Source organism: Paracoccus pantotrophus, assembly GCF_008824185.1.
Lineage (GTDB): Bacteria > Pseudomonadota > Alphaproteobacteria > Rhodobacterales > Rhodobacteraceae > Paracoccus > Paracoccus pantotrophus.
Map to the genome: position 1 here is coordinate 453210 of NZ_CP044425.1, position 24231 is coordinate 477440.

The 24231-nt window shown below is 68.3% G+C and carries 19 protein-coding genes; 9 read left to right on the plus strand and 10 right to left on the minus strand.

Going from position 1 to position 24231, the window contains the following annotated elements:
• Nucleotides 1–74 precede the first annotated feature (74 nt).
• Nucleotides 75–2330 carry an esterase-like activity of phytase family protein gene (locus ESD82_RS10050; RefSeq protein ID WP_244314513.1) on the plus strand — a complete coding sequence of 752 codons (2256 nt, stop codon included), beginning with the start codon at nt 75–77 and terminating at the stop codon, nt 2328–2330.
• Here ESD82_RS10050 and ESD82_RS10055 read toward each other — a convergent pair.
• The 6 genes from ESD82_RS10055 to ESD82_RS10080 form a co-directional block, all read right to left on the minus strand.
• Nucleotides 2269–4383, minus strand: coding sequence for an exonuclease domain-containing protein (locus ESD82_RS10055; RefSeq protein ID WP_024843824.1), 2115 nt, complete (start codon nt 4381–4383; stop codon nt 2269–2271). The genes ESD82_RS10050 and ESD82_RS10055 overlap by 62 nt on opposite strands.
• Nucleotides 4380–4745, minus strand: coding sequence for a response regulator transcription factor (locus tag ESD82_RS10060; protein ID WP_024843825.1), 366 nt, complete (start codon nt 4743–4745; stop codon nt 4380–4382). Before ESD82_RS10060 ends, ESD82_RS10055 begins: the two co-directional genes overlap by 4 nt.
• Entirely contained in the window at nt 4742–7441 is a 2700-nt protein-coding gene (locus ESD82_RS10065; RefSeq protein ID WP_028710268.1) for an ATP-binding protein, read from the minus strand. Before ESD82_RS10065 ends, ESD82_RS10060 begins: the two co-directional genes overlap by 4 nt.
• Nucleotides 7438–7683: a hypothetical protein gene (locus ESD82_RS10070; protein ID WP_024843827.1), complete on the minus strand. Its 246-nt coding sequence runs from the start codon at nt 7681–7683 to the stop codon at nt 7438–7440. The genes ESD82_RS10065 and ESD82_RS10070 overlap by 4 nt, the downstream gene beginning before the upstream one ends.
• Complete coding sequence (locus tag ESD82_RS10075) at nt 7680–9128, minus strand: putative nucleotidyltransferase substrate binding domain-containing protein (protein WP_114669405.1); 1449 nt, start codon at nt 9126–9128, stop codon at nt 7680–7682. Before ESD82_RS10075 ends, ESD82_RS10070 begins: the two co-directional genes overlap by 4 nt.
• A 227-nt stretch (nt 9129–9355) precedes the next feature.
• Entirely contained in the window at nt 9356–10681 is a 1326-nt protein-coding gene (locus ESD82_RS10080; RefSeq protein ID WP_024843829.1) for an MFS transporter, read from the minus strand.
• Between the two features lie 217 nt (nt 10682–10898).
• Between ESD82_RS10080 and cyoA the strand changes: the two genes are divergently transcribed.
• The 8 genes from cyoA (at nt 10899) to ESD82_RS10120 (ending at nt 20955) form a co-directional block, all read left to right on the plus strand.
• Nucleotides 10899–12101, plus strand: a complete 1203-nt coding sequence (gene cyoA / locus ESD82_RS10085) for a ubiquinol oxidase subunit II (protein ID WP_147429217.1) — start codon at nt 10899–10901, stop codon at nt 12099–12101.
• Between the two features lie 13 nt (nt 12102–12114).
• Nucleotides 12115–14121 carry a cytochrome o ubiquinol oxidase subunit I gene (gene cyoB, locus ESD82_RS10090; protein ID WP_028710266.1) on the plus strand — a complete coding sequence of 669 codons (2007 nt, stop codon included), beginning with the start codon at nt 12115–12117 and terminating at the stop codon, nt 14119–14121.
• Nucleotides 14122–14124: 3 nt separating this feature from the next.
• Nucleotides 14125–14742, plus strand: a complete 618-nt coding sequence (gene cyoC, locus ESD82_RS10095) for a cytochrome o ubiquinol oxidase subunit III (protein ID WP_011751324.1) — start codon at nt 14125–14127, stop codon at nt 14740–14742.
• Nucleotides 14742–15125 carry a cytochrome o ubiquinol oxidase subunit IV gene (cyoD, locus tag ESD82_RS10100; RefSeq protein ID WP_024843832.1) on the plus strand — a complete coding sequence of 128 codons (384 nt, stop codon included), beginning with the start codon at nt 14742–14744 and terminating at the stop codon, nt 15123–15125. The genes cyoC and cyoD overlap by 1 nt, the downstream gene beginning before the upstream one ends.
• On the plus strand, nt 15122–15814 hold the full coding sequence (locus ESD82_RS10105) for an SURF1 family protein (protein ID WP_147429216.1): 693 nt from the start codon (nt 15122–15124) through the stop codon (nt 15812–15814). The genes cyoD and ESD82_RS10105 overlap by 4 nt, the downstream gene beginning before the upstream one ends.
• Before the next feature lie 182 nt (nt 15815–15996).
• Nucleotides 15997–17805 carry a PHA/PHB synthase family protein gene (locus ESD82_RS10110; RefSeq protein ID WP_024843834.1) on the plus strand — a complete coding sequence of 603 codons (1809 nt, stop codon included), beginning with the start codon at nt 15997–15999 and terminating at the stop codon, nt 17803–17805.
• Nucleotides 17806–17884: 79 nt separating this feature from the next.
• Nucleotides 17885–20584, plus strand: a complete 2700-nt coding sequence (locus tag ESD82_RS10115) for a cation-transporting P-type ATPase (RefSeq protein ID WP_147429215.1) — start codon at nt 17885–17887, stop codon at nt 20582–20584.
• A gap of 83 nt (nt 20585–20667) precedes the next feature.
• Nucleotides 20668–20955: a hypothetical protein gene (locus ESD82_RS10120; protein WP_024843836.1), complete on the plus strand. Its 288-nt coding sequence runs from the start codon at nt 20668–20670 to the stop codon at nt 20953–20955.
• Nucleotides 20956–20976: 21 nt separating this feature from the next.
• On the opposite strand, the gene ESD82_RS10125 is transcribed toward ESD82_RS10120, so the two are convergent.
• From ESD82_RS10125 to ESD82_RS10140, 4 genes are read right to left on the minus strand one after another with little or no spacing between them, the layout of a single operon-like run.
• Nucleotides 20977–21792, minus strand: coding sequence for an alpha/beta hydrolase (locus ESD82_RS10125; protein WP_147429214.1), 816 nt, complete (start codon nt 21790–21792; stop codon nt 20977–20979).
• Nucleotides 21793–22482 (minus strand): ABC transporter ATP-binding protein, encoded by a 690-nt coding sequence (locus tag ESD82_RS10130; RefSeq protein WP_024843838.1) that lies wholly within the window; start codon nt 22480–22482, stop codon nt 21793–21795.
• Nucleotides 22479–23243 carry an ABC transporter ATP-binding protein gene (locus tag ESD82_RS10135; RefSeq protein ID WP_036747293.1) on the minus strand — a complete coding sequence of 255 codons (765 nt, stop codon included), beginning with the start codon at nt 23241–23243 and terminating at the stop codon, nt 22479–22481. Before ESD82_RS10135 ends, ESD82_RS10130 begins: the two co-directional genes overlap by 4 nt.
• Nucleotides 23236–24228: a branched-chain amino acid ABC transporter permease gene (locus ESD82_RS10140; RefSeq protein WP_081750502.1), complete on the minus strand. Its 993-nt coding sequence runs from the start codon at nt 24226–24228 to the stop codon at nt 23236–23238. The genes ESD82_RS10135 and ESD82_RS10140 overlap by 8 nt, the downstream gene beginning before the upstream one ends.
• Between the last annotated feature and the right edge of the window lie 3 nt (nt 24229–24231).

A 24231-nucleotide genomic window follows, 5' to 3' on the forward strand; every position in this document is an offset into this window, starting at 1 on the left:
ACTGTCCGCCAACCGTTGCCGAACCGTTGCATGCCGGCCCTAGCGTCCGCGCGACCCGCATCCCAGGAGTTGCCATGACCGCCCGCCTGCTTTCCGCCGCCTCGATGCTTGCGCTTCTTGCCGGCCCCGCCCTGTCCGAAAGCTTCAACCGCATCGCCTCCATCCCGGTCATCGCCAACATGGCCGAGGGCGAAGACAGGGCGCGCGCTTCCTCGGCCGAGATCGTCTCGGCCTCGCCCGACGGCATGACGCTGATCTATACTGACAGCCCGTTGGGCGTGGTCGGGCTGATCGACATCCGCGATCCCAGGGCGCCGAAACCGCTGGGCAATGTCGCGCTGCAGGGCGAGCCGACGACCGCCCATATCATCGGCACGCACGCTTTCGTCGGCGTGAACACCTCGGAAAGCCGTGCCAAACCCTCGGGCCGGCTTGCCGTGGTCGATCTGGACAGCGCGGCCGAGGTGGCCTCTTGCGACCTGGGCGGCCAGCCGGATTCGGTGGCGGTGGCGCCGGACGGCAGCTTCCTGGCCGTGGCGATCGAGAACGAGCGCGACGAGGAGGCGGGCGACGGCGGCTTGCCGCAGATGCCCGCCGGTTTCCTGGCCAAGCTGCCCATCCGCGACGGCATGCCCGATTGCGCGGCGCTTGAGCGGATCGACCTGACCGGCCTGGCCGGCATCGCCCCCGAAGACCCCGAACCCGAATTCGTCGACATCAACGAGGCGGGCGAGATCGTCGTCACGCTTCAGGAAAACAACCACATCGCCGTCATCGGCGCCGACGGCCGGGTCGCCGCGCATTTTCCGGCCGGCGCCGTGGCGCTGGAGAATGTCGATACCAGGACCGATGGCAGGCTGGACTTTTCCGGCAAGACCGACCCGATCCCGCGCGAACCCGACGGGGTGAAATGGATCGACGCCGACCATTTCGTCACCGCCAACGAAGGCGACTGGAAGGGCGGCTCGCGCGGCTTCACCATCTGGAACAAGGACGGCACGGTCGTTTCCGAATCCGGCGCCACGCTGGAACATGCCATCGCCGAGATCGGCCACTATCCCGAAAAACGCTCGAAATCCAAAGGGGTCGAGATCGAAAGCGTCGAGTTCGCCCGCTTTGGCGAGACGCCCTATCTGTTCGTGCTGTCCGAGCGTGCCTCGGTCGTGGCGGTCTATGACCTGACCGACCCGGCAGCGCCGCAACTGACCCAGATCCTGCCCTCGGGCATCTCGCCCGAAGGGGCGGTCGCCATCCCGGCGCGCAACCTGTTCGTCACCGCCAACGAGGCCGACCTGGGCGAGGATGGCGCGGCACGGGCGCATGTGATGATCTTCGAGCGCAGCATCGCGGAACCGGCCTATCCCATGCTGACCTCGGCCGGCGCCGACGGGCTGATCGGCTGGGGTGCGCTTGGTGCGCTGGCCTCGGCCCCCGGGCGCGAGGACCGGCTGTTCGCCGCCTCGGACAGCGTCTATTCCGCCATGCCCTCGATCTACGAGATCGACACCGGCACGAAACCGGCGCGGATCGTGAAGCAGACCATCGTCACCCGCGGCGGCGATCCGGCGCAAAAGCTCGACATCGAGGGTCTGACCTCGGATGGCGAAGGCGGCTTCTGGCTGGCGAACGAGGGCGATGCGGCCAAGCTGGTGCCCCACGCAATCCTGCATGTGAACGAGACGGGCGAGATCACGCAGGAAATCGCCCTGCCCGCCGTATTGCTGGCGCATCAGACCCGCTTCGGCGCCGAGGGCATCGCCAAGGTGGGCAACACGCTTTGGGTCGCGATGCAGCGCGAATGGGGCGACGATCCGCAGGGTCAGGTGAAGCTGCTGGCCTATGATCTCGATGCCGGGGAATGGGGCGCAGTGCGCTATCCGCTGGAGCCGAAGGGCGAGGGCTGGATGGGCCTGTCGGAAATCGCGGTGAAGGGCGGGCACGCCTATGTCATCGAGCGCGACAACCTGATCGGCGACAAGGCGGCGGTGAAGAAGATCTTCCGCGTGGCGCTGGCCGACCTGCAGCCGGCCCCGCTGGACGGCGAGTTGCCGGTCGTCGCCAAGGAAGAAGTCCGCGACCTGATCCCGGAACTGCGGGCGCTGACCAACGGCTATGTCGTGGACAAGGTCGAGGGGCTGGCCTTCGACGCACGGGGCGACGCCTGGGTGGTGACCGACAATGACGGCGTGGACGACAGTTCGGGCGAAACGCTGTTCTGGAACCTTGGCGCTGTGATGCCATGGGCAGGGCCGGCGCCGGCCCTGCCCGTCAATAGCGCAGCCGGGCGTAATAGGAATGCTCGGCCGCCGCGCGCGCCTGGCCCAGGGTGACGATGCCCCGCGCCTTCAGCAGCGGCAGCAGGCGCAGGAACACCTCGGCCGTCACCAGCGCATCGCTCAGCGCGTTGTGGCGCTGGGTGATCTCGACCCCCAGCCGCGCCGCGATGGCTTCCAGCGAATGCGAGGGCTCGTGCGGCTGGGCGATGCTGGCCAGCAGCAGCGTATCCAGCACCGGCTGATCGAAGCGCAGCCCGGTCGCCGCCTCTTTCATCTGCAAAAAGCGCATGTCGAAGGCGACGTTGTGGCCGACCAGCACCGTGTCCGCGGCATAGGCGTGGAAGGCCGGCAGCACCGCGGCGATGCGGGGCTGGCCCTGCACCATCTCGGGGCGGATGCCGTGATAGGGGATGGATTCGGGCGGAATCTCGCGGCCCGGATCGACCAGCTGGTCGAAACGCTCGCCACGCAGCATCTTGCCGTTCAGGATGCGCAGCGCGCCGATCTGGATGATCTCGTCGCCCTGCGCCGGGTTCAGGCCGGTCGTCTCGGTGTCGAAGACGGTATAGCTCAGCCGCTCCAGCAGCTGGTCGTCCAGCGAGCGGCTGGAATCGCTGGCCGCGAACAGGTCGAAATCATAGAATTCCGGCCGCGTCTCCAGCGCCTCGGCCTCGGGCCCGGCCGAGGCAGTCGGCAGCAGGAAGCGGAAAAAGGACAGGCCGGCCGGGCGGTCCTGCTCCAGCCACAATTCGCCGCCATGCCGCTCGGCGATGTCGCGGGCGGCGGCCTGCGCGCCGCCATCGCCGCCCGCGGCCGGGGCGGCCGGATCGAGCGGCCAGACCAGGTCCAGATGCGCCCAGCCCGGCGTCGCGGCAGGCGCAAGGCGCAGCGTCAGGGACGGCATGCCCTGCGGCCCCGACAGCGATTCTGCCAGCGCGCCAAGCGCCTGGATCAGCGAAAAGCTGTCCAGTCGCAGCCACAAACCGTCATCGGCGCTTTCCACCTTGGCCACCCGCCCGGTCTGCGCCAGCACATGCTGCGCCGCCGCCGCCAGCAGGTCGTCGCCCAGCATCTCCTGCAGGGGCCAGCGGGTCAGGATCTCTTGCGAGGCATCGGCCGTCATCGCCGCCAGCCGCTGGCCCATGGCCGCCACCTCGTCGCGGACGATGGCGTGGAAGCCGTCGCGCTCGGCCGGCTCCAGGTCGGGATAATCCAGCATGTCCAGCGCCGCGCCCATATTGGCCAGCGAGGCGCGGCTGGCCTCGGTCAGCTCGGTCAGGCGGCGGTCGCGGCGGGACTGGGCGGCATAATCCTGGGTGATGTCGTCAAGCAGCAGCACATAGCCGCTGATCGCGCCCGCCTGCGGCCGCACCGGCGCCAGCACGACATGCAGCAGGCTGCCGGTGGTGGTGGTGGTGACGAATTGCGCCGAAACCGCCGTGTCGCCCCGCGCGATATGGCGGTCCACCGTCTCGCGCGCATGCTCGATCAGCGCGCGGTCGATCACCGCGTGGATCGAGCGGCCCAGCCCGATCGCCTCGGCCCCGCCGGCAAGCTGCCCACCCGAGACGCGATGGAACAGCCCGCGGGCATGGTCATTGTAAAGCAGGATGCGGCCGTCGAGATTGCAGACCACGACGCTTTGGCGCAGCTCGGCCATCAGCGCGCCAAGCTGGTCGCGTTCCTGCGCCACCTTCTCTTGCGCCTCGGCCACCAGCCGGGCCATGTCGGTCTGCAGGGTCTGGCGCTGGTCGGCCAGCCGGTTCACCGCATCGGCCAGCCCGGCCAGCGCACCATCCGCCTGCGGCCGCGGCGCGTCGGCATTCCCGGCCAAGAGCCGCGCGGCATCGGCCAGCCGCGCCGGTGCCTCGACATGGCGGGCATGAAGCCGCGCCGCCCACCAGCCCGTCAGCGCCGCGCCCACCAGCCACCAGCCGAACAGGATCGCGCCGCTGGCTTGCAGCGCCGGGGCCAAGGCGGCGCCCAGCCCCCCGCGCGGCCCCAGGGGCAGCGAGGCATAAAACAGCCCCGCGCCCAGCAGCGCCCAAAGCGCCAGCGCCAGCCCCGGCGCGGCGGCAAGCAGCAGGCGGCGCGGCCCGGGCCTCATGCCAGCATCTCGCGGATGCGCACGATCAGTTCGCGGGTCGAGAAGGGCTTGGTCACATAGGCATCCGCCCCCGCCCCCATGCCGCGGGCGATGTCGGTGTCGCGGCCCTTGGCGGTCAGCATCAGGATGCGGATGCCGGAAAGGTCGGGATCGGCGCGTACCGCCTCGCAGACCTCGAAGCCGCTCATGCCCGGCATGGCCGCATCCAGCAGCACCAGCCGCGGTCGCTCGCCGCGGATCATCGCCAGCGCCTGGGTACCGTCGGGCGCAACCAGCACCTCGTAGCCCTCGCGCTTGAGCATGAAGGACAGCGAGACAACGATATTCGGCTCGTCATCCGCGATCAGCACCCTCTCCGTCATCCAACCCTCCCTTGCTGCGAAAGCGGCAGGCTGAAGGCAAAGCACGCCCCCTGCCCCGGCTGGCTGTCCAGCCACATCCTGCCGCCCAGATTAACCACGATCTGCCGGCTGATCGGAAGCCCGAGCCCGGTGCCGGGCGGGCGGTTGCCGGCCTCGCCGCCCTGACGGAACTTGTCGAAGACGGCGGCCTGGTCCGCGGCCGCGACGCCGGGACCGTTGTCGCGCACCATGACCACCAGTTCGTCGCCCTGATGGCGCAGGGCGACCTCGACCCGGCCGCGGCCCTCGGGGACGAATTTCGCGGCATTCGACAAAAGGTTGACCAGAACCTGCGTCAGCCGGTCGGGATCGGCCAGCACCATCGGCACCTGCTCGGGCAGGTCCAGCATCACCTCGGCGCCACGCTCGCGGAACAGCTCGGCGGTGGAACGCAGGGCCGCCGCGATCAGCGCCTTCATGTCCACGTCGGTATTGTGCCATTCGGCCATGCCGGATTCGATCTTGGCCAGGTCCAGAACCTGGTTGACCAGCCGGCTCAGCCTTTCGCTTTCCGACAGGATGATGCCCAGGAACTCCTCGCGCTCGGCGGGCTGGATATCGGGCGTGTCCAGCATCAGTTCGGTCAGCGCCCGGATCGAGGTCAGCGGCGTGCGCAATTCATGCGTGACCGAGGACATGAAATCGTCCTTGAGCTGATCGAGGCTTTTCAGCTTTTCATTGGCGGCGCGCAGCTCGACCGTCGCCTCCTCAAGCTCGCGGGCATAGGTGCGCACCTGCGAGGCCTCGTCGATGATCTCCAGCACGTCGCCCAGGCTCAGCGGTTCCTCTTGCGCCACCGATTCCACCATGACACGGGCCGAGGCGGTGCCGATGGCGCCGGCGATCTGGCGCTCGACCCGCTCCACCAGCCGGGCGTCGGCGGTCAGGCTGTCCAGTGCGGTTCCGGTCTCGCGCGCGTGGTCGCGAAACAGCGCCTCGGCCCGCGCCGCGCCCAGGAAACGGCCGGCCAGCCGGCGCAGATCCTCGGGCCGCGCCCGGCCGCGCCAGAAGACCGGCTGCGCCTGGCCGCGCTGGAACACCTCGACGAAAAGCAGCGCCTGGCTGGCCTCGCGGGCCGAGGCGCGGCCCCGAAGCGACAGGCCGACATAAAGCCCGATATTGACCAGAAGGCTCCAGAACAGCGAATGGGTCAGCTCGTCAAAGCCGGTCAGCCCGAACAGGCGCTGCGGTGCCAGGAAGGCCAGGCCGAAGGGACCGTCGAGGAAACCGCCCGGAATCCAGCCCGAACGCGCGACCGAGGGCAGCATCAGGGTATAGGCCCAGACCAGCGAGCCGCCGATCAGCCCGCCAAGCGCGCCGGCCCTCGTCGCGCCACGCCAATACATGCCGCCCAAGAGCGCCGGGGCGAATTGCGCCACCGCGGCAAAGCTGATCAGCCCGATCGAGACCAGCGCATAGGCCTCGCCCGCCACGCGGAAATAAAGATAGCCCAGCAGCAGCACCAGCAGGATCGCGGCCCGGCGGATGTTCAGCAAAAGCTGCGTCAGATCGCCCCCGGTGCGGGCAAAGCGGCCGCTGCCCAGCAGGGCGGGCATCACCAGGTCGTTGCAGACCATGGTCGAGACCGCGACGGTTTCCACGATGATCATGCCCGTCGCCGCCGAAAGCCCGCCCAGATAGGCCAGCAGCGCCAGCCATTCCGCACCCTGCGACAAGGGCAGCGTCAGCACATAGCTTTCCGCCCCCGCCCCGCCGTCGCCGAAGATCAGCATCCCGCCGATGGCGATGGGCAGCACGAAGATGTTGATCAGCAGCAGATAGGCCGGAAACTGCCACGAGGCGGGCAGGATGTGCCGCTCGTTCACGCATTCGACCACCATCATCTGAAACTGCCGCGGCAGCAGCAGCACCGACAGCATCGACAGCAGCGTCAGCGTGAACCATTGCGCGCCCTGGAAGCCCTGGAACCCCTGCCCGCCCAGTTGCAACAACGCGGCGATGTCGGGCTGGGCCTGCGCCCGCGCCCAGATGTCGCCCATGCCGCCGAAAAGCCCGTAGGTGACGAAGATGCCCACCGCCAGGAAGGCCGCCAGCTTGACCGCCGATTCGAAGGCGATGGCGGCGACCATGCCTTCGTGCCGCTCGGACAGGTCCAGGTGGCGGGTGCCGAAGACCACGGCGAAACCGGCCAGCGACAGCGCCATGTAAAGCGTGCCGTCCTGCCACCAGGCCGCATCGGCCGGGCCGGGGCCGCCGGTCAGCGCCTCGTAGCCGGCCGAGACCGCTTTCAATTGCAAGGCGATATAGGGCAGGATGCCGACAACGGTGATCAGCGTGACCAGCGCCGCCAGCAGCGGGCTCTTGCCATAGCGGCTGGCGATGAAATCCGCGATCGAGGTGATGCGGTAGCTGCGGGCGATCCGCACCATCTTGCGCAGCACCAGCCAGGCCAGCAGCATGGCCAGCATCGGCCCCAGATAGATCGGCAGGAACCACACCCCGCCCGAGGCGGCGCGCCCGACGCTGCCGAAATAGGTCCAGGCCGAGCAATAGACCGCCCAGGACAGCGCATAGACCAGGCTGTTGTCGATCAGCGAGCGGCCCTGGCCGGCGCGGCGGTCGCCATGCGCCGCCACCGCCACCAAGAGCAGCAGGTAGCCAAAGGAAACCGCAAGGACCAGGGCAGGCTGGATCATCCCTCGCGCTCCCCGGCGTCCCGCGGCTCCTTGCCGCCGCGGCCGGTGCGCGGCGCGCTGACCCAGGCCAGGGCGGCGATCAGCCCGATCCAGATCACGAACAGCGCCACCGGCAGCAGCGGCAGCCCCAGCACCGTCAGCGGCTGGTCCCAGACCAGCAGCAGCGGGAAATTGAGCAGCAGGAAGCCGGCGCCGCACAGCGCCAGCAGCACCTCGGATCGGGGACCGTCGCGCCGCCTCATAGCAGGTCCAGCCGGTAATGCTGGCCCAGCCATTGCTTGAAATCGCGCACGATGTTCAGCGAATCGCGCAGGGCCTGGCGATCCAGCCGGCCCAGGTCGGCGGGACGGATGCTGTTGTCGGGCGCCTGCCCGCGCGCGATCTGCGCCAGGTTGCCGTCCAGCTTCAGCGCCATCATGCAATGCAGCGCGTCGGTCAGGTCGCGCGCCAGCCCGGCATCGATGCGCCCCGCCGCCGCCAGCGCCTGCAAGCGGGCGCGGGTGCCGGTCGCAGCGATGCCATATTCCAGCGCCAGGGCGCGGGTGCCATGCACGACCGGGAAGATGCCCAGCTTCTTGAGGTCGATCTCGGCCGCCTCGGGTCCGCGCATCCCCGGCAGGCGACGCCACCAGCCGCCCTCGGCGCCGCTGTCGAACTGCCGGATCGCGGCGGCGAAGCGGGCATGGAAACTGTCGCTGCCGGTCAGGATGCGCCGCAACCGGTCCCGCAGCGCGACCAAGAGCCCTTCGTCGCCCGCCACCGCCGCGGCATCGAGAAAGATCGCCAGGTTCATCGGCCCCTCGGCATCGCCGCCATGGACCCAGTCGCGGATGGTGTCGCCGAAGCCCTGCACGCTTTGGCACCACAGCGGCCGGCTCAGCATGATGCCGCCCGGACAGGGCGGATAGCCGAAGGAGATCAAAGCCTCGGTAAAGGCCTGCGTCACCCGGTCGAGCCCGTCGAAGCTGAAATCGTCGCGCAGGATCAGGGCGTTGTCCTGGTCGGTGCGGATGATTTGTTCCGACCGCCCCTCGCTGCCCATGACGATCAGGCAGCTGTTGTCGCGCAGCGCCTGCGGCGCCAGCAGCTGCCACAGCCGGCGAAAGATCTGCCGGTTCAGCCCGCCGACCAGCCCGGCGATGACCTCGATTCGCACGCCGTCCTCGTGCAGGGCGCGGATCAGCACCTCGACCTGGGCGGCGGGCCGGGCCAGTTCGGCCGGGCTGGTCGCCCGCGCGATCTCGGCCGCGACCAGGTGCGACTGGTTGGCCAGGAAGCCCATCAGGTCCAGCTGGCTGAGAATGCCGGCAACCGCGTCGCCCTCGCGCACCAGCACGCGGTGGATGCGGTGGCGCAGCATCAGCGTCATCGCGTCGAAAAGGTCGTCGTCGATCGAGACGGAAAAGGGCGTGAAGCTGGTGAAGTCGCGCACCTTCAGCGCCTCGGGGGGCGTCTCGCGCAGGATCGCCTGCACCAGGTTGGTGGTGGTGAAGATGCCCAGGCGCGTGCCGTCCCGCACCAGCGCATCGGTGATGCCGCGCGCCGCGAGTTCGCGGCACAGCGTCAGCAGGTCGGTTTCGGCATCGACGAAATGCGGCTTGCGCAGGATGGCGTCGCCCACCCGCGCGGTAACCAGCGTCACCATCTCGCGCTGCTCGTGGCGCTGCGCGCGCTCGACGGCCGTCATCGCCGGCCTTCCCGCCGCCCGGCCAACAGACACCAAGCCACCGCTTCAGAGGAATCGCGCATGGATTCTCTGCCCCCTCCCAACCTTGAAACCGCACCAGGCGCAACCTTTTCAAGGCTGCGCCCGGCGCCATACCGGCCTTCCTCCTGCTCGCAATACCTTGATAAGCCTAAGCCCAGGGCTTGCACAACATCCTTGCCGCGGGTGGGGGTGCGGAAGGGCCGCGATCAGGGGTCGACGGCGCGGAACTCCAGCTTGCCCGAAAGCAGGATGGCAACGGTCGAGCAGACCGCGCCCGACAGCAGATAAAGCCCCGCGGCGGGCAATCCCAGCCAGGTGGACAGCAACAGCGCGGTCAGCGGCGCAAAGCCCGCGCCGAACATCCAGGCCAGGTCCGAGACGATGGCCGAGCCGGTATAGCGGTTGCGCGCCTCGAACAGCGAGGCCACCGCGCCCGAGCTTTGCCCGAAGCTGAGGCCGAGGATGAAGAAGCCGACGATCATGTAGACCAGCTCGCCGGTCTGGCCGCCGGACAGCAGCAGCGGCGCCAGCGCGGCAAAGCCGCCGATCAGCAGCGCGCCCACCAGCAGCAGGTTGCGCCGGCCGAAGCGGTCGGCCAGCCAGCCCGACAGCAGGATGGCCAGGATGCCGCCGGTCGCCGCCACCGCCTCGATGATCAGGAAGCTCAGCAGCGTCTCGTCGGTGTAAAGATAGATCCAGGACAGCGGATAGACCGTGACCATGTGGAACATGGCAAAGCTGGCCAGGGGCACGAAGATACCGATCAGGATCGCGCCGCCGTCCTCGCGCAGGGTCTTGCCGATGCGGGTCGGCTGAAGTTCGCGCGATTCGAACAGCTCGGCGAATTCCTCGGTCGCGACGATGCGCAGCCGCGCGAACAGCGCCACGACATTGACCGAGAAGGCGACGAAGAACGGATAGCGCCAGCCCCAGTCCAGGAAATCCTGCGCCGTCAGGTTGGCCGCCAGATAGGCGAACAGCAGGCTGGCCACGATCAGCCCGATGGGTGCGCCCAGCTGCGGCACCATGGCGTAAAAGCCGCGGCGATGGCGCGGCGCGGTCAGCGCCAGCAGCGAGGGCATGCCGTCCCAGGCGCCGCCCAGGGCCAGCCCCTGCGCGATACGCAGCACGGCCAGGATGGCCACGGCCCAGCCGCCGACGTTCTCGTAGCTGGGGATGAGGCCCATGGCGACGGTCGCGGTCCCCATCAGGAACAGCGCCGCGGTCAGCTTGGTCACGCGGCCGTGGCGGCGGTCGATGCTCATGAACAGCACGCTGCCCAGCGGTCGGGCGACGAAGGCCAGCGCCAGCAGCGCGAAGGACAAGAGCGTCCCGGTCAGCGGATCGGCAAAGGGAAAGATCCGCTGCGGAAAGACGATCACCGAGGCGATGGCGAAGACGAAGAAATCGAAGAATTCCGAGGTGCGCCCGATGATGACGCCCACCGCGACATCCGAGGGCGAAACCCGGTGGCGGCCATGCGAGGACGGGGCGGCCGATTGCACGGCGGGCGTGGAGGAGGTGGTGCTCATGTGTCGAGGAATCCGATGCGATGCAGATTCGTGCCGGGCACGGGCCAACCCGCCGCGGCGTTTCCGGCCTCATAGCTGCCGCAAGCCAAAACTGAACTGTATAGGACAAAACGTCGCATGGCGGATTTGATCTAGATCAAGGTAATTCGCCCCGTGCCATGTCGCGCCCCGCGACTCAGCCCTCCGTTCCCGTCGCTCACCGACATCGGGTAGTCCAATGACCTACATAAGAAAATTCGCCCGCCTGCCCTGGCTTGCCTTGCTGATTCCGCTTGCCGCCTGCAAGGCCGAGGTGCTGGCGCCCGCCGGGGACGTGGCCGCGCGGCAGCGCGACCTGCTGGTGATCTCGACCCTGCTGATGCTGCTGATCATCGTGCCGGTGATGGTGCTGACCGTGATCTTTGCCCGCCGCTATCGCGAAAGGAACAAGGACGCCGACTATCGCCCGGACTGGGATCATTCGACCAAGCTGGAATTCGTCATCTGGGCCGCGCCGCTTCTGATCATCATCACCCTGGGCGCGCTGACCTGGGTCGGCACGCATCTGCTGGATCCCTATCGGCCGCTGGACCGCATCAGCGCCGACCGCCCGCTGACCGAGGCGCATGAGCCGCTGCCGGTGCAGGTGGTGGCGATGGACTGGAAATGGCTGTTCATCTATCCCGAGCAGGGCATCGCCTCGGTCAACGAGCTGGCCGTGCCGGTGGATCGCCCGGTCGCGTTCACGCTGACCTCGACCTCGGTGATGAACGCCTTCTACATCCCCGCGATGGCCGGCATGATCTATGCCATGCCGGGGATGGAGACCAAGCTGAACGGCGTCTTCAACCATCCCGGCGAATACAAGGGCATCGCCTCGCATTATTCGGGACACGGCTTCTCGGGGATGCATTTCAAGGCGCATGCCACCGACGAGGCCGGCTTCGACGCCTGGGTCGAAAAGGCGCGGGCCACCGGCGGCACGCTGGACCGCCCGCGCTACCTGGAACTGGAGGCGCCCAGCGAGAACGTGCCGCCGATGTCCTTTGCCGAGGTCGACCCGCAGCTGTTCCAGCGCATCGTCAACATGTGCGTCGAGCCGGGCAAGATCTGCATGGCCGAGATGATGGCGCTGGACGCGCAGGGCGGCACCGGGCTGGCCGGTACGATGAACGTGACGGCCCTGACCTATGACAAGCATCAGCGCCGCGGCACCCGCGCGCCGGTGCTGGGCTGGGAACCCTTCCAGGTCGCCTCGTTCTGCACGCCCGAGGATTCGGCGCTGATGTTCGGCCAATCGCCCGAGCTGGCCCGCACGCCGCTGGACACGGCCCCGCTGCGCGGCCATGCGCTGGTGCCGCCGAAAGGGCCCTTCGCCCCCTCGCAAGACAATGCCGTCACGCTGCTGGACCCCGCCGAGGGCCGGGCGCGGAACTTCTGATCGGACGCAAAGCATGGCTACCTTTTCCAACGAGACCACCTTTCTTCTGGGCCGGCTGAACTGGGACGCGATCCCGAAGGAGCCGATCGTCTGGGCCACCTTCGTCGTCGTCGCCCTGGGCGGCATCGCGCTGCTGGCCGCGCTGACGAAATACCGGCTCTGGGGCTGGCTCTGGCGCGAATGGTTCACCTCGGTCGATCACAAGAAGATCGGCATCATGTATATCGTGCTGGCGCTGGTCATGTTCCTGCGCGGCTTTGCCGATGCGGTCATGATGCGGCTGCAGCAGGTCTGGGCCTTCGGCGGCTCCGAGGGCTACCTGAACGCGCATCACTACGACCAGATCTTCACGGCCCATGGCGTGATCATGATCTTCTTCGTGGCGATGCCCTTCATCACCGGGCTGATGAACTATATCGTGCCGCTGCAGATCGGCGCGCGCGACGTGTCCTTCCCCTTCCTCAACAATTTCTCGTTCTGGATGACGGTGGGGGGTGCGGTCATCACCATGGCCTCGCTGTTTCTGGGCGAGTTCGCGCAGACCGGCTGGCTGGCCTTTCCGCCGCTGTCGGGTATCGGCTACAGCCCCTGGGTCGGGGTGGACTATTACATCTGGGGGTTGCAGGTCGCCGGCGTCGGCACCACGCTGTCGGGGATCAACCTGCTGGTGACGATCCTGAAGATGCGGGCGCCGGGCATGACCATGATGCGGATGCCGGTCTTCACCTGGACCTCGTTCTGCGCCAACATCCTGATCGTCGCCTCGTTCCCGGTGCTGACCATGACGCTGATCCTGCTGACGCTGGACCGCTATGTCGGCACCAATTTCTTCACCAACGACCTTGGCGGCAATCCGATGATGTATATCAACCTCATCTGGATCTGGGGCCACCCCGAGGTCTATATCCTGATCCTGCCGCTGTTCGGCGTGTTTTCCGAGGTCACCTCGACCTTCTCGGGCAAGCGGCTGTTCGGCTATTCCTCGATGGTCTACGCGACCGTCTGCATCACGGTGCTGTCCTATCTGGTCTGGCTGCACCATTTCTTCACCATGGGCTCGGGCGCTTCGGTGAACTCGTTCTTCGGGATCACCACGATGATCATCTCGATCCCGACCGGGGCCAAGCTCTTCAACTGGCTGTTCACCATGTATCGCGGCCGCATCCGCTATGAGCTGCCGATGATGTGGACCATCGCCTTCATGCTGACCTTCGTGATCGGCGGCATGACGGGCGTGCTGCTGGCGGTGCCTCCGGCGGATTTCGTGCTGCACAACTCGCTGTTCCTGATCGCGCATTTCCACAACGTGATCATCGGCGGCGTGCTGTTCGGCCTGTTCGCGGCCATCAACTTCTGGTGGCCCAAAGCCTTCGGCTTCAAGCTGGACGTGTTCTGGGGCAAGGTCTCGTTCTGGTTCTGGGTCGTGGGCTTCTGGGTGGCCTTCATGCCGCTTTACATCCTGGGCCTGATGGGCGTCACGCGGCGGCTGCGCGTCTTCGACGACCCGGACCTGCGGATCTGGTTCGCCATCGCCGCCTTCGGCGCGGTGCTGATCGCCTGCGGCATCGCGGCCATGTTCGTGCAGTTCGGCGTCTCGATCCTGCGCCGCAACCGGCCGGACTATCGCGACGTCAGCGGCGATCCCTGGGACGGGCGCACGCTGGAATGGGCGACCTCCTCGCCGCCCCCGGCCTATAACTTCGCCTTCAGCCCGATCTCGCACGGGCTGGACAGCTGGTGGGAGATGAAGCAGCAGGGCGCCGTGCGTCCGACCGGGGGCTACATGCCGATCCACATGCCCAAGAACACCGGCGCCGGCGTGATCCTGGCCGCGCTGGCCACGGTCTGCGGCATGGCGCTGGTCTGGTATGTCTGGTGGCTGGCGGCCCTGAGCTTCCTGGGCATCATCGCCGTGTCGATCGCCCATACCTTCAACTACGACCGCGACTATTACATCCCCGTCTCGGACATCGAGGCGACCGAGGATGCCCGGACGCGCCAGCTTGCGCAGGGGGTTTGAGAGATGAGCCACGCGACAACCGACACCATGCGCCAATACTGGGAGCTTGAGCCCCATCACCACCCCGAGGGCGCCTCGACCAGCCTAGGCTTCTGGGTCTACCTGATGAGCGACTGCCTGATGTTCGCGGTGCTCTTCGCGGTCTATGGCGTGCTGGGCACCAGCTTCGCCGCCGGGCCGGGACCGAAGGACCTGTTCGACCTGGAACTGGTGGCGGTCAACACCGCCATGCTGCTGCTGTCCTCGATCACCTTCGGCTTCGCCATGCTGGCCATGGGCAAGGGCGACCAGCGCGGCACGCTGCGCTGGCTGGCGGTGACGCTGTTCTTCGGCCTGTGCTTCCTGGCCATCGAGCTTTACGAGTTCCACCACCTGATCCATATCGGCGCCGGGCCGCAGCGGTCCGGGTTCCTGTCGGCCTTTTTCACGCTTGTCGGCACGCATGGGCTGCATGTCACCTTCGGCTCGATCTGGCTGGTGACGCTGATGGTGCAGATCACCCGGACCGGGCTGATCCCGGCGAACCAGCGCCGCATGGTCTGCCTGTCGATGTTCTGGCATTTCCTCGACGTCATCTGGATCGGCGTCTTTACCTTCGTCTATCTGCTGGGGATGATCTGATGTCCGCCGAACACGCCCATGCCGCGCATCACGACGATCACGGCCACGACCATGGCAGCTATGCCTCTTACCTCAAGGGTTTCCTGCTCTCGGTGATCCTGACCGCGATCCCCTTCGGCCTGGTCATGGCCGGCGGCTTCGAAAGCCGCGCCCTGACCGCCGTCACGGTGATCGGCTTTGCCGTGGTGCAGATCCTGGTCCACATGGTCTATTTCCTGCACATGAACGGCAGGCAGGAAGAGGGCTGGACCATGCTCTCCACCATCTTCACCGTGGTGGTGGTGGTCATCCTGCTGGCCGGCTCGCTCTGGGTCATGTATCACATGAACACCAACATGATGCCGCAGATGGACCATGAGCTGATGCAGGGCTTCGGTTCGTGACCCTGCGCCGGCTGGCGGCGCCGGCCGGGGCGCTGGCGGTGTTCCTGGCGCTGATGGCGCTGGGGCTCTGGCAGGTGCAGCGGCTGGCCTGGAAGACCGACCTGATCGCGCGGGTCGAGGTGCGGCTGGCGGCAGGCCCGGTCCCCGCCCCCGGACCTGCCGAATGGGCCGGGATGGACGCGCGCGATGCCGAATACCGCCGCATCGCGGTGACGGGAACCTATCGCGCGGACAGCGACACGCTGGTCAAGGCGGTGACGGAACGCGGGCCGGGTTTCTGGGTGATGACGCCGCTGCAAACGCCCGAGGGCTGGACCGTGCTGGTCAATCGCGGCTTCGTCGCGGATACCGCCCGCGACGACCGCCCCCTCCCCCAGGGCGAGGTCACGGTGACGGGCCTGCTGCGCATGAGCCAGCCCGGCGGCGCCTTCCTGCGCGGCAACGATCCCGCGGCCGGGCGCTGGTATTCCCGCGACACCGCCGCCATCGCCGCGGCGCAGGGGCTTGGCCCGGTCGCGCCCTGGTTTCTCGACGCCGATGCCCAGGGCGGCGGGGCGCAGCCCATCGGCGGGCTGACCGTGGTCCGTTTCCGCAACAGCCACCTGGGCTATGCCCTGACCTGGTTCTCGCTGGCGGCGCTTTGGGCGGGCTGGCTGCTCTGGGCCCGGCGCCGGGGCGCGCGGGACTGACGGGCGCGAAGGGGCCAGGGCCCAGGAAAACCCACGCGACTTGACTTGAATCAACGTCCTGGCGGCTTGATATCCGCAAGGGTGGGCAAGATGCTGGCGCCGCCAGGTCGGAAGGACCGAGCCGCGCCCCATCGTCATCCGGTCCCTGCGTGCCCGCCCCCGCGTCCGCCAAGGAGATGCCCATGAAGACCCCGACCAGCGCACCGAAGCCCGCTGCCGCATCCGCATCCGCCGACCTGCCGCCCGTGCCCTGCCCCGAGACGCTGGGGCGCGAAGCCTTCCGCACCTTCGACCGCATGCGCGAGGCAATGGCGGCGCAGTTCACCGGCGGGCTGTCGCCGGCGGCGCTGACGCTGGCCCTGCAGGACTGGACCATGCACCTGGCCGCCGCGCCGGGCAAGCGGATGGAACTGGTCGACAAGGCCAACCGCAAGGCCGCGCGGCTGTTGTGCCACCTGGCCGCGCTTGGCGTGGACCGCGAGACGCCGGCCTGCATCGACCCGCTGCCCGGCGATTATCGCTTTGCCGCCGAGGGCTGGAAGAAGCCGCCCTTCAGCATCTGGGCGCAGGCCTTCCTGCTGCAACAGCAATGGTGGCACAATGCCACGCATGAGGTGCCCGGCGTGAACCCGCATCACGAGGAGATCGTCTCCTTCGCCGCGCGGCAGATGCTGGACGTGTTCTCGCCCTCGAACCTGCCCTTCACCAATCCCGAGGTGATCGCCCGCACCATGAAGACCGGCGGCATGAACCTGGTCGCCGGCATGCGCAACTGGACCGAGGACGTGATCCGCCAGGCCACCGGCCAGCCCCCGGTCGGGACCGAGGCTTTCGTGGTCGGCAAGGACGTGGCGGTGACACCCGGCAAGGTGATCTATCGCAACCACCTGATCGAGCTGATCCAATACGCCCCCACGACCGAAACGGTGCTGGCCGAGCCGGTCCTGATCGTGCCGGCCTGGATCATGAAATACTATATCCTGGACCTGTCGCCGCAGAACTCCCTGATCCGGCACCTGGTGGCGCAGGGGCATACGGTCTTCTGCATCTCCTGGCGCAATCCCACGGCCGAGGATCGAGACCTGTCACTGGACGACTATCGCCGGCTGGGGGTGATGGCGGCGCTGGATGCGGTCGGCGCCATCCTGCCGCAGCGCAAGGTCCATGCCGTCGGCTATTGCCTGGGCGGCACGCTGCTGTCGATCGCCGCCGCCGATATGGCGCATGGCGACGACGACCGGCTGGCCAGCCTGACCCTGCTGGCGGCGCAGACCGATTTCAGCGAGCCGGGAGAGCTGGCGCTGTTCATCGACCACAGCCAGGTCAACCTTCTGGAAAGCATAATGTGGAACCGGGGCTATTTGTCCGCCGACCAGATGGCCGGGGCCTTCCAGCTGCTGCGCTCGAACGACCTGATCTGGTCGCGCATGGTGCATGACTACCTGATGGGCGAGCGCAAGCCGATGATCGACCTGATGGCCTGGAACGCCGATTCGACGCGCATGCCCTACCGGATGCATGCCGAATACCTCAAGCGGCTCTACCTGGACAACGAACTGGCCGCCGGACGCTTCATGGTCGAGGGCCGGCCCGCTGCGATCCAGAACATCCGCGTGCCGATCTTCGTCGTCGGCACCGAGCGCGACCATGTCGCGCCCTGGCGCTCGGTCTTCAAGATCCATTACCTCAGCAATACCGAGCTGACCTTCGTGCTGACCAGCGGCGGCCACAATGCCGGCATCGTCAGCGAGCCGGGCCGGCCGCGCCGGCGCTATCGCATCGCGCTGCGCGAGGCCGGCGGACGCTGCCCCAGCCCCGACAGTTGGGCCGAGACCGCCGAGGCGCGGCCGGGTTCCTGGTGGGAGGCCTGGACCGGATGGCTGGCCGCGCATTCCTCGGCCAAGCACGTCCCGCCGCCGGCCCTGGGCGCCCGCAGGGCCGGCTATGCACCGCTGGCCGATGCGCCCGGCAGCTATGTGCTGCAACGCTAGGGCCCGGCCCCGCGCATTGCACGCAGGGACGAATGCCGCCAAACAGGTCCGGGACAGGTGACTGCCGAAGGAGAGCGCCATGAAGCCAGCCGAGATCGTGCCGGACGGGTCCGCATGGCACGCCCAGAGCGGCGAGGAGGTCTGCACCGCGCTGGCGACCAGCCTGGACGGGCTGGCCCATGACGAGGCCGCGCGGCGGCTGGAGCGTTTCGGGCCGAACGAGCTGCCGCCCGCCGCCCGCACCCATCCGGCATTGCGCTTCCTCGCGCAGTTCAACAATGCGCTGATCTATTTCCTGCTTTCGGCGGCGGTCGCGGCCATCGCGTTGGGGCATGTCATCGACGGCGCGGTGATCGTCGTCGTGGTGCTGGTCAACGCCGTCGTCGGCTTTGTCCAGGAGGGCAAGGCCGAACGCGCGCTGGACGCCATCCGCGACATGATCGCCCCCCATGCCGTGGTGCTGCGCGAGGGCGAGCGGCACACCCTCGACACCCGCGAGATCGTGCCCGGCGACATCGTGGTGGTCGAGGCCGGCGACAAGGTGCCCGCCGACCTGCGCCTGCTGCGCGCCCGCGGGCTCAGCGCCGACGAGGCGCTCCTGACCGGCGAATCGGTGCCGGCGGAAAAGACCGAAACGCCGGTGACGCCCGATGCCGCGCTTGGCGACCGCGCGCCGATCCTGCATTCCGGCACGCTGATTACCACCGGCCAGGGCATCGGCGTGGCCGTGGCGACCGGCCCGCGAACCGAGATCGGCCGCATTTCCGGCATGATCGGCGCGGTGCAGACCCTGACCACGCCGCTTCTGCGCCAGATCAACGCCTTCGGCACCCGCTTTACCTGGTTCGCCATCGCCACCGCGGCGCTGCTGTTCGCCTTTGCCACGCTGTTCCGGGGCTATGCCCCGCTGGATGCGCTGATGGTGGTGGTGGCGCTGGCGGTCGGCGTGGTCCCCGAGGGGCTGCCCGCCGTGATCACCATCACGCTCGCCATCGGCGTGCGCCGCATGGCCGCGCGCAATGCCGTGGTGCGCCGCCTGCCCGCGGTCGAGACGCTGGGCGCGACCTCGGTGATCTGCTCGGACAAGACCGGCACGCTGACCCGCAACGAAATGACCGTGCGCCATCTGGTGACTGCCGCCAGCCTGACCGCGGTATCCGGCACCGGCTATGCCCCCGAGGGGCGGTTTTCCGGCCCCGACGGCGCCGAGCCCCTGCCCGACCCCGAGCGCGACGCGCTGATCCGCGCCGGGCTTCTGTGCAACGACGCCCTGCTGGTCGAACGCGACGGGCTTTGGGCCGTGCTGGGCGACCCGATGGAAGGCGCGCTGGTCGCCACCGCCGCCAAGGCCGGCCTGCACCCGGAAACCGAACGCGCCGCCTGGAACCGGCTGGACGAGATCCCCTTCGACGCGCAGCACCGTTTCATGGCGACGCTGCACGAAACCCCGCAGGGCGGGCGGCGCATCTTCGTCAAGGGCGCGCCGGAACGGGTGCTGGCCATGTGCGCGGCGCAGGCGGCGGGCGGCACCACCCTGCCGCTCGATCCCGGCTATTGGCAGGAATGCATCGACGCCTGTGCCGAGGGCGGCGAGCGGGTGCTGGGCTTTGCCAGCCTTGCCGCCGGCCCCGAGGTAGAGCGGCTGGATTTCGCCATGGTCGAGGGCGGGCTGACCTTCCTGGGCCTGGCCGGCTTCATCGACCCGCCGCGCGACGAGGCCATCGCCGCGGTGGCCGAATGCCGCTCGGCCGGGATCGCGATCAAGATGATCACCGGCGACCACAAGGGCACGGCGGCGGCCATCGCCCGCCAGCTGGCCATCGCCGACGACCCGAAGGTGCTGGAGGGCACCGCGCTGGACGGCATGCCCGACGAAAGGCTGCGCCAGGTGGTCGAGGAGGTCAGTGTCTTTGCCCGCGCCACGCCCGAGCACAAGCTGCGCATCGTCAATGCCTTGCAGGCGAACGGCCATATCGTCGCCATGACCGGCGACGGGGTGAACGACGCGCCCGCCGTCAAGCAGGCCGATGTCGGCGTCGCCATGGGCCGCAAGGGCACCGAAGCCGCCAAGGAGGCGGCGCAGATGGTGCTTTTGGACGACAACTTCGCCTCGATCGTCGCCGCCGTGCATGAGGGCCGCACCGTCTACGACAATATCCGCAAGGTGATCGGCTGGACGCTGCCCAGCAATGGCGGCGAGGTGCTTTGCGTGATCCTGGCCATCATCCTGGGCGTGACCCTGCCGATGACGCCGGTGCAGATCCTGTGGATCAACATGATCCTGACCGTCACCCTGGGCCTCGTGCTGGCCTTCGAGCCGCCCGAGCCCGACGTGATGAACCGCCCGCCGCGCCCGCGCGACGCGCCGATCCTGTCGCGCTTCCTGGTCTGGCGCATCGGCTTCGTCTCGGTGCTGTTCATGCTGGGGGTGTTCGGCATCTTCGCCTATGCCCAGCATCGCGGCTACGGGATCGAGGGTGCCCGCACCATGGTGGTCAACATGCTGGTAGTGATGGAGATCTTCTACCTGTTCAACGTGCGCTACCTGCATCGCACATCCTTCAGCCTGATCGGCGCCATGGGCACGCCCGCGGTGCTGGGGGCGATTGCCGTGGTGGTCGCGGCGCAGCTTCTGTTCACCTATGCGCCCTTCATGCACGCCCTGTTCGACAGCGCGCCCCTGGCCTTTGTCGACGGGCTGGTGATCGTGCTGGCCGGCGTCGTGACCATGGCCATCCTGGAGATCGAAAAGATCGTGACCCGCCGCCTGACCCTCTAGCCGCGGCGGCATCGCTCCCCCCGGATTGATTTTGTTCCCGATATGTTCTAGATTGGGGCCATGATCCGCAAGGGAGATCCGCCATGGATGCCACCACCTTTGCCCTGCCGGCCACGCCGCGCCAGATCGCCTATGCCCGCTCGCTGGCGCTGAGGAACCAGACGCTGCTGCCCTGGGATGTGCAGCAGGACCGCCGCACGCTCAGCGCCTGGATCGAGGCGCAGGCGCGGATGCGGCCGGCCACGGGACTGCCGACATCGAAACAGGTCGCCTTTGCCGAGCGCATCGCCCGGCTCAAGCGCCGCGCCGTGCCCGACGAATGCTTCCGCGACCGCCAGTTGCTGTCGCGCTGGATCGACAGCAATCGCTGAACCCCGCGCCACACGCCCGGATCAGGGCCGCATGTCCGGCGCCGCCAGGGCCGACAATTGCATCCCGGCCGGGTCCGCCAGATCGTCCAGCACCTGGAAATGGTCGCAGCCCGGAACGTGCAGCAGCGCCGCCCGCTCGCCCGCCAGCCGGCAGGCCCCGGCATAATCGTCGGATTGGCGGATCAGTTCCGGCAGTTCCTCGGCGCCGACAGCGATCAGCATGGGCGCGCCGGCGCCGATATTGCGCTGCGGGCTGCAGGCGGCGATCTCGGCCGCGGTCAGTCGCAGCTTGTCGTTCAGCTGGCCCAGGCCGATCGGCTCCAGGTCGAACAGCCCGCTGATCGCCAGGACCGAGCCGACGGCGGGATGGCCCCGATGCATGGCCGCCAGGTGCCCGCCCGCGGAATGCCCGGCCAGGCAAAGCGGCCCGACCCCTTGTGCCGCCAGATGGTCCAGAAGCTGCCCGATCTCGGCCACGATCTGCGTCATCGACGCCTCGGGCGCCAAGGTGTGTTCGGCCAGGATCACGTCATGGCCGCGCGCCATGGGGCCCTGGGCGCAGAAGGCGAAATCCTCCTTGACGCAGCTTTGCCAATAGCCGCCGTGGATGAAGACGAAGACCGGCGCATCCGGCCGGCCGCAGGAAAACCAGTCATAGGTCTGGCGCGCGCGGGGGCCGTAACGCAGATCCCGCCGGCAGTCATGCGCGGCGTAGAACCGGTCGCTGCGGGCGCGGAAATCCCGCATCAGCCCCGGAAAATCCGCAAGCCTGCCAGTGTTGCTATAGGCCACGCCCAGTTCCTGCCGGGTCATCCCCCGGTAAATCGCCACCGCCATTCATACCCCCAGATAGCGGTCGGTCAGGTCGGCGGTCAGGTCGGCGATGCCGCCCTGCCAGACCGTCGCGCCGCGTTCCACGATCACGGCGCGGTCGGCGACCGAGGCGATCTCGCTGAGCGACTTGTCCACCAGCAGGATCGACAACCCCTCGGATTTCAGCCGCCGCACGCCGGCCCAGATCTCCTGCCGCACGACCGGGGCCAGACCCTCGGTCGCCTCGTCCAGCACCAGCAGGCGCGGATTGGTCATCAGCGCCCGGCCGATGGCCAGCATCTGCTGCTCGCCCCCCGACAGGGTGCGCGCGACCTGGCCCATGCGTTCCTGCAGGCGGGGAAACAGCGCGCAGACCCGGGCCATGTCCCAGGGGCCGGGACGGGCGGCGACGGTCAGGTTCTCGGCCACGGTCAGCGGCGCGAAGCAGCGCCGGCCCTCGGGAACCAGCCCGACGCCCAGCCGCGCCACCTTGGGCGCGGAAAGCCCGGCGACATCGCGGCCGGCAAGGCGCAGGCTGCCGCCGGAATGCGGCATCAGGCGGCTGATGCAGCGGATCGTCGTGGTCTTTCCCATGCCGTTGCGGCCCATCAGCGCCACCACCTCGCCCTGATCCAGGTCCAGCGTGATGCCAAACAGCGCCTGCACCGGGCCATAGGATGCGGTCACGTCGCGCAGTTCCAAAAGCCGGGTCATGCATCCTCTCCCAGATAGGAGCGCCGCACCTCGGGATTGGCGCGGATCTCGGCCACGCTGCCGGTGGCGATGACGCGGCCATAGACCAGCACCGAGATGCGGTCGGCCAGCGCAAAGACCGCATCCATGTCATGTTCGACCAGCAGGATCGGCGCCTCGTTGCGCAGCTCCGACAGGATCGCGGTCAGCTGTCGCCCGCCCTCCAGCCCCATGCCGGCCATCGGCTCGTCCAGCAGGAAGGCGCGCGGGCGCAGGGCCAGCGCCATGGCAATCTCGAGCTTGCGGCGCTCGCCATGCGAAAGCCTCGCGGCCGGGACCAGGTGCCGCCCGGCCAGGCCCGCCTGCTCGATATGGAACAGGGCGGGTTCGGTCAGCTTGCGGTCGGCCAGCGCCGGCAGGTGAAAGCGGAACACCGTGCCGCTGGCCCCGGCCACCGCCAGCATGACGTTTTGCAGCACGGTGAAATCCGGGATCACCGAGGACACCTGGAAGCTGCGCGCCAGCCCCAGCCGCGCCCGCGCCGCGGCGCCCAGCCCGTCGATCACCTGCCCCTCGAAGCGGATGCTGCCGGCGTCGGGTCGGATCTCGCCGACGATCTGCTTGATCAGCGTGGACTTGCCGGCGCCGTTCGGGCCGATCAGGGCGTGGATCTCGCCCGGGCGCAGATCCAGGCTGACATCGTCGGTCGCCAGCAAGGCGCCGAAGGCCTTGCGCAGGCCCCGGATCTCCAGGATGGGTTCGTTCAGCTTGGGTTCAGGCATGGCGGCCCCTTTTCGTGACGATGCCGATCAGCCCGCCCGGCGCGAACAGCACGATCCCCAGCAGCAGAAGGCCCAGCAGCGCCTGCCAGTAATCGCTGATGCCGCCCAGCACATGCTCCAGCAGGATGAAGATCGCCGCACCCGCGACCGGGCCGCAAAGCCGCCCCACACCGCCCAGGATGACGAAGACCATGATCTCGCCCGACATGTGCCAGGACAGCATGGCCGGGCTGACGAAACGGTTCAGATCGGCGTAAAGCGACCCCGCCAGCCCGACGATCATCCCCGACAGCACGAAAGCCGTCAGCCGGATCGCATAGGGGCGGATGCCGACGGCGACGGTGCGCTGGCTGTTCTGCCGCGCCGCCTGCAAGGCCAGGCCAAAGCGCGACTGGGTAACGACCGCGGTAAAGGCCAGCGCCACGGCCAGCAATGTGGCGCAGATGGCGAAATACTGGATCGGGGCAAAGGTGTTCAGGCCGGGAAAGCTGTTGCGGACATAGAAGCTCAGCCCGTCCTCGCCGCCGTAGCGCGGCCAACTGATGGCGAAATAGTAAAGCATCTGCGCGAAGGCCAGCGTCACCATGATGAAATAGACGCCCGAGGTGCGCAAGGACAGCGCCCCGATGGCCAGCGCCGCCAGCCCCGCCGCCAGCATCGCCATGGGCCAGATGCCCAGCATCTCGTTGCTGCCCATGACGGTGAAGGGCAGCGTGGCGACCGGCGTGCCCGCCGCGGCATGGCTGGCCAGGATCGCGGTCACATAGCCGCCGATGCCGAAGAAGGCGGCATGGCCGAACGAGATCAGCCCGCCATAGCCAAGCGCCAGGTTCAGCCCCACCCCCGCCAGGCCAAAGATCGCCGCCTTGGTCGCCAGCGTGACGGCAAAGCCCTCGCCCAGCAGATGCGCGGCGACGGCGGTGGCGACCAGCAGGGCCAGGATCGCCAGGTTGATCGCGGTGTCGCGGTTCAATGTCTCTCGCATCGC

Bases quoted from the DNA above. Each gene is read 5' to 3' on its own strand.
- cyoA (WP_147429217.1), top strand. From the start codon at position 10,899: ATGACCTACATAAGAAAATTCGCCCGCCTGCCCTGGCTTGCCTTGCTG.
- ESD82_RS10065 (WP_028710268.1), bottom strand. From the start codon at position 7,441: ATGATCCAGCCTGCCCTGGTCCTTGCGGTTTCCTTTGGCTACCTGCTG.
- ESD82_RS10070 (WP_024843827.1), bottom strand. From the start codon at position 7,683: ATGAGGCGGCGCGACGGTCCCCGATCCGAGGTGCTGCTGGCGCTGTGC.
- ESD82_RS10060 (WP_024843825.1), bottom strand. From the start codon at position 4,745: ATGACGGAGAGGGTGCTGATCGCGGATGACGAGCCGAATATCGTTGTC.
- ESD82_RS10140 (WP_081750502.1), bottom strand. From the start codon at position 24,228: ATGCGAGAGACATTGAACCGCGACACCGCGATCAACCTGGCGATCCTG.
- ESD82_RS10125 (WP_147429214.1), bottom strand. From the start codon at position 21,792: ATGGCGGTGGCGATTTACCGGGGGATGACCCGGCAGGAACTGGGCGTG.
- ESD82_RS10075 (WP_114669405.1), bottom strand. From the start codon at position 9,128: ATGACGGCCGTCGAGCGCGCGCAGCGCCACGAGCAGCGCGAGATGGTG.
- ESD82_RS10080 (WP_024843829.1), bottom strand. From the start codon at position 10,681: ATGAGCACCACCTCCTCCACGCCCGCCGTGCAATCGGCCGCCCCGTCC.
- ESD82_RS10135 (WP_036747293.1), bottom strand. From the start codon at position 23,243: ATGCCTGAACCCAAGCTGAACGAACCCATCCTGGAGATCCGGGGCCTG.
- cyoD (WP_024843832.1), top strand. From the start codon at position 14,742: ATGTCCGCCGAACACGCCCATGCCGCGCATCACGACGATCACGGCCAC.
- ESD82_RS10055 (WP_024843824.1), bottom strand. From the start codon at position 4,383: ATGAGGCCCGGGCCGCGCCGCCTGCTGCTTGCCGCCGCGCCGGGGCTG.
- ESD82_RS10130 (WP_024843838.1), bottom strand. From the start codon at position 22,482: ATGACCCGGCTTTTGGAACTGCGCGACGTGACCGCATCCTATGGCCCG.
- ESD82_RS10115 (WP_147429215.1), top strand. From the start codon at position 17,885: ATGAAGCCAGCCGAGATCGTGCCGGACGGGTCCGCATGGCACGCCCAG.
- ESD82_RS10050 (WP_244314513.1), top strand. From the start codon at position 75: ATGACCGCCCGCCTGCTTTCCGCCGCCTCGATGCTTGCGCTTCTTGCC.
- ESD82_RS10120 (WP_024843836.1), top strand. From the start codon at position 20,668: ATGGATGCCACCACCTTTGCCCTGCCGGCCACGCCGCGCCAGATCGCC.
- cyoC (WP_011751324.1), top strand. From the start codon at position 14,125: ATGAGCCACGCGACAACCGACACCATGCGCCAATACTGGGAGCTTGAG.
- cyoB (WP_028710266.1), top strand. From the start codon at position 12,115: ATGGCTACCTTTTCCAACGAGACCACCTTTCTTCTGGGCCGGCTGAAC.
- ESD82_RS10110 (WP_024843834.1), top strand. From the start codon at position 15,997: ATGAAGACCCCGACCAGCGCACCGAAGCCCGCTGCCGCATCCGCATCC.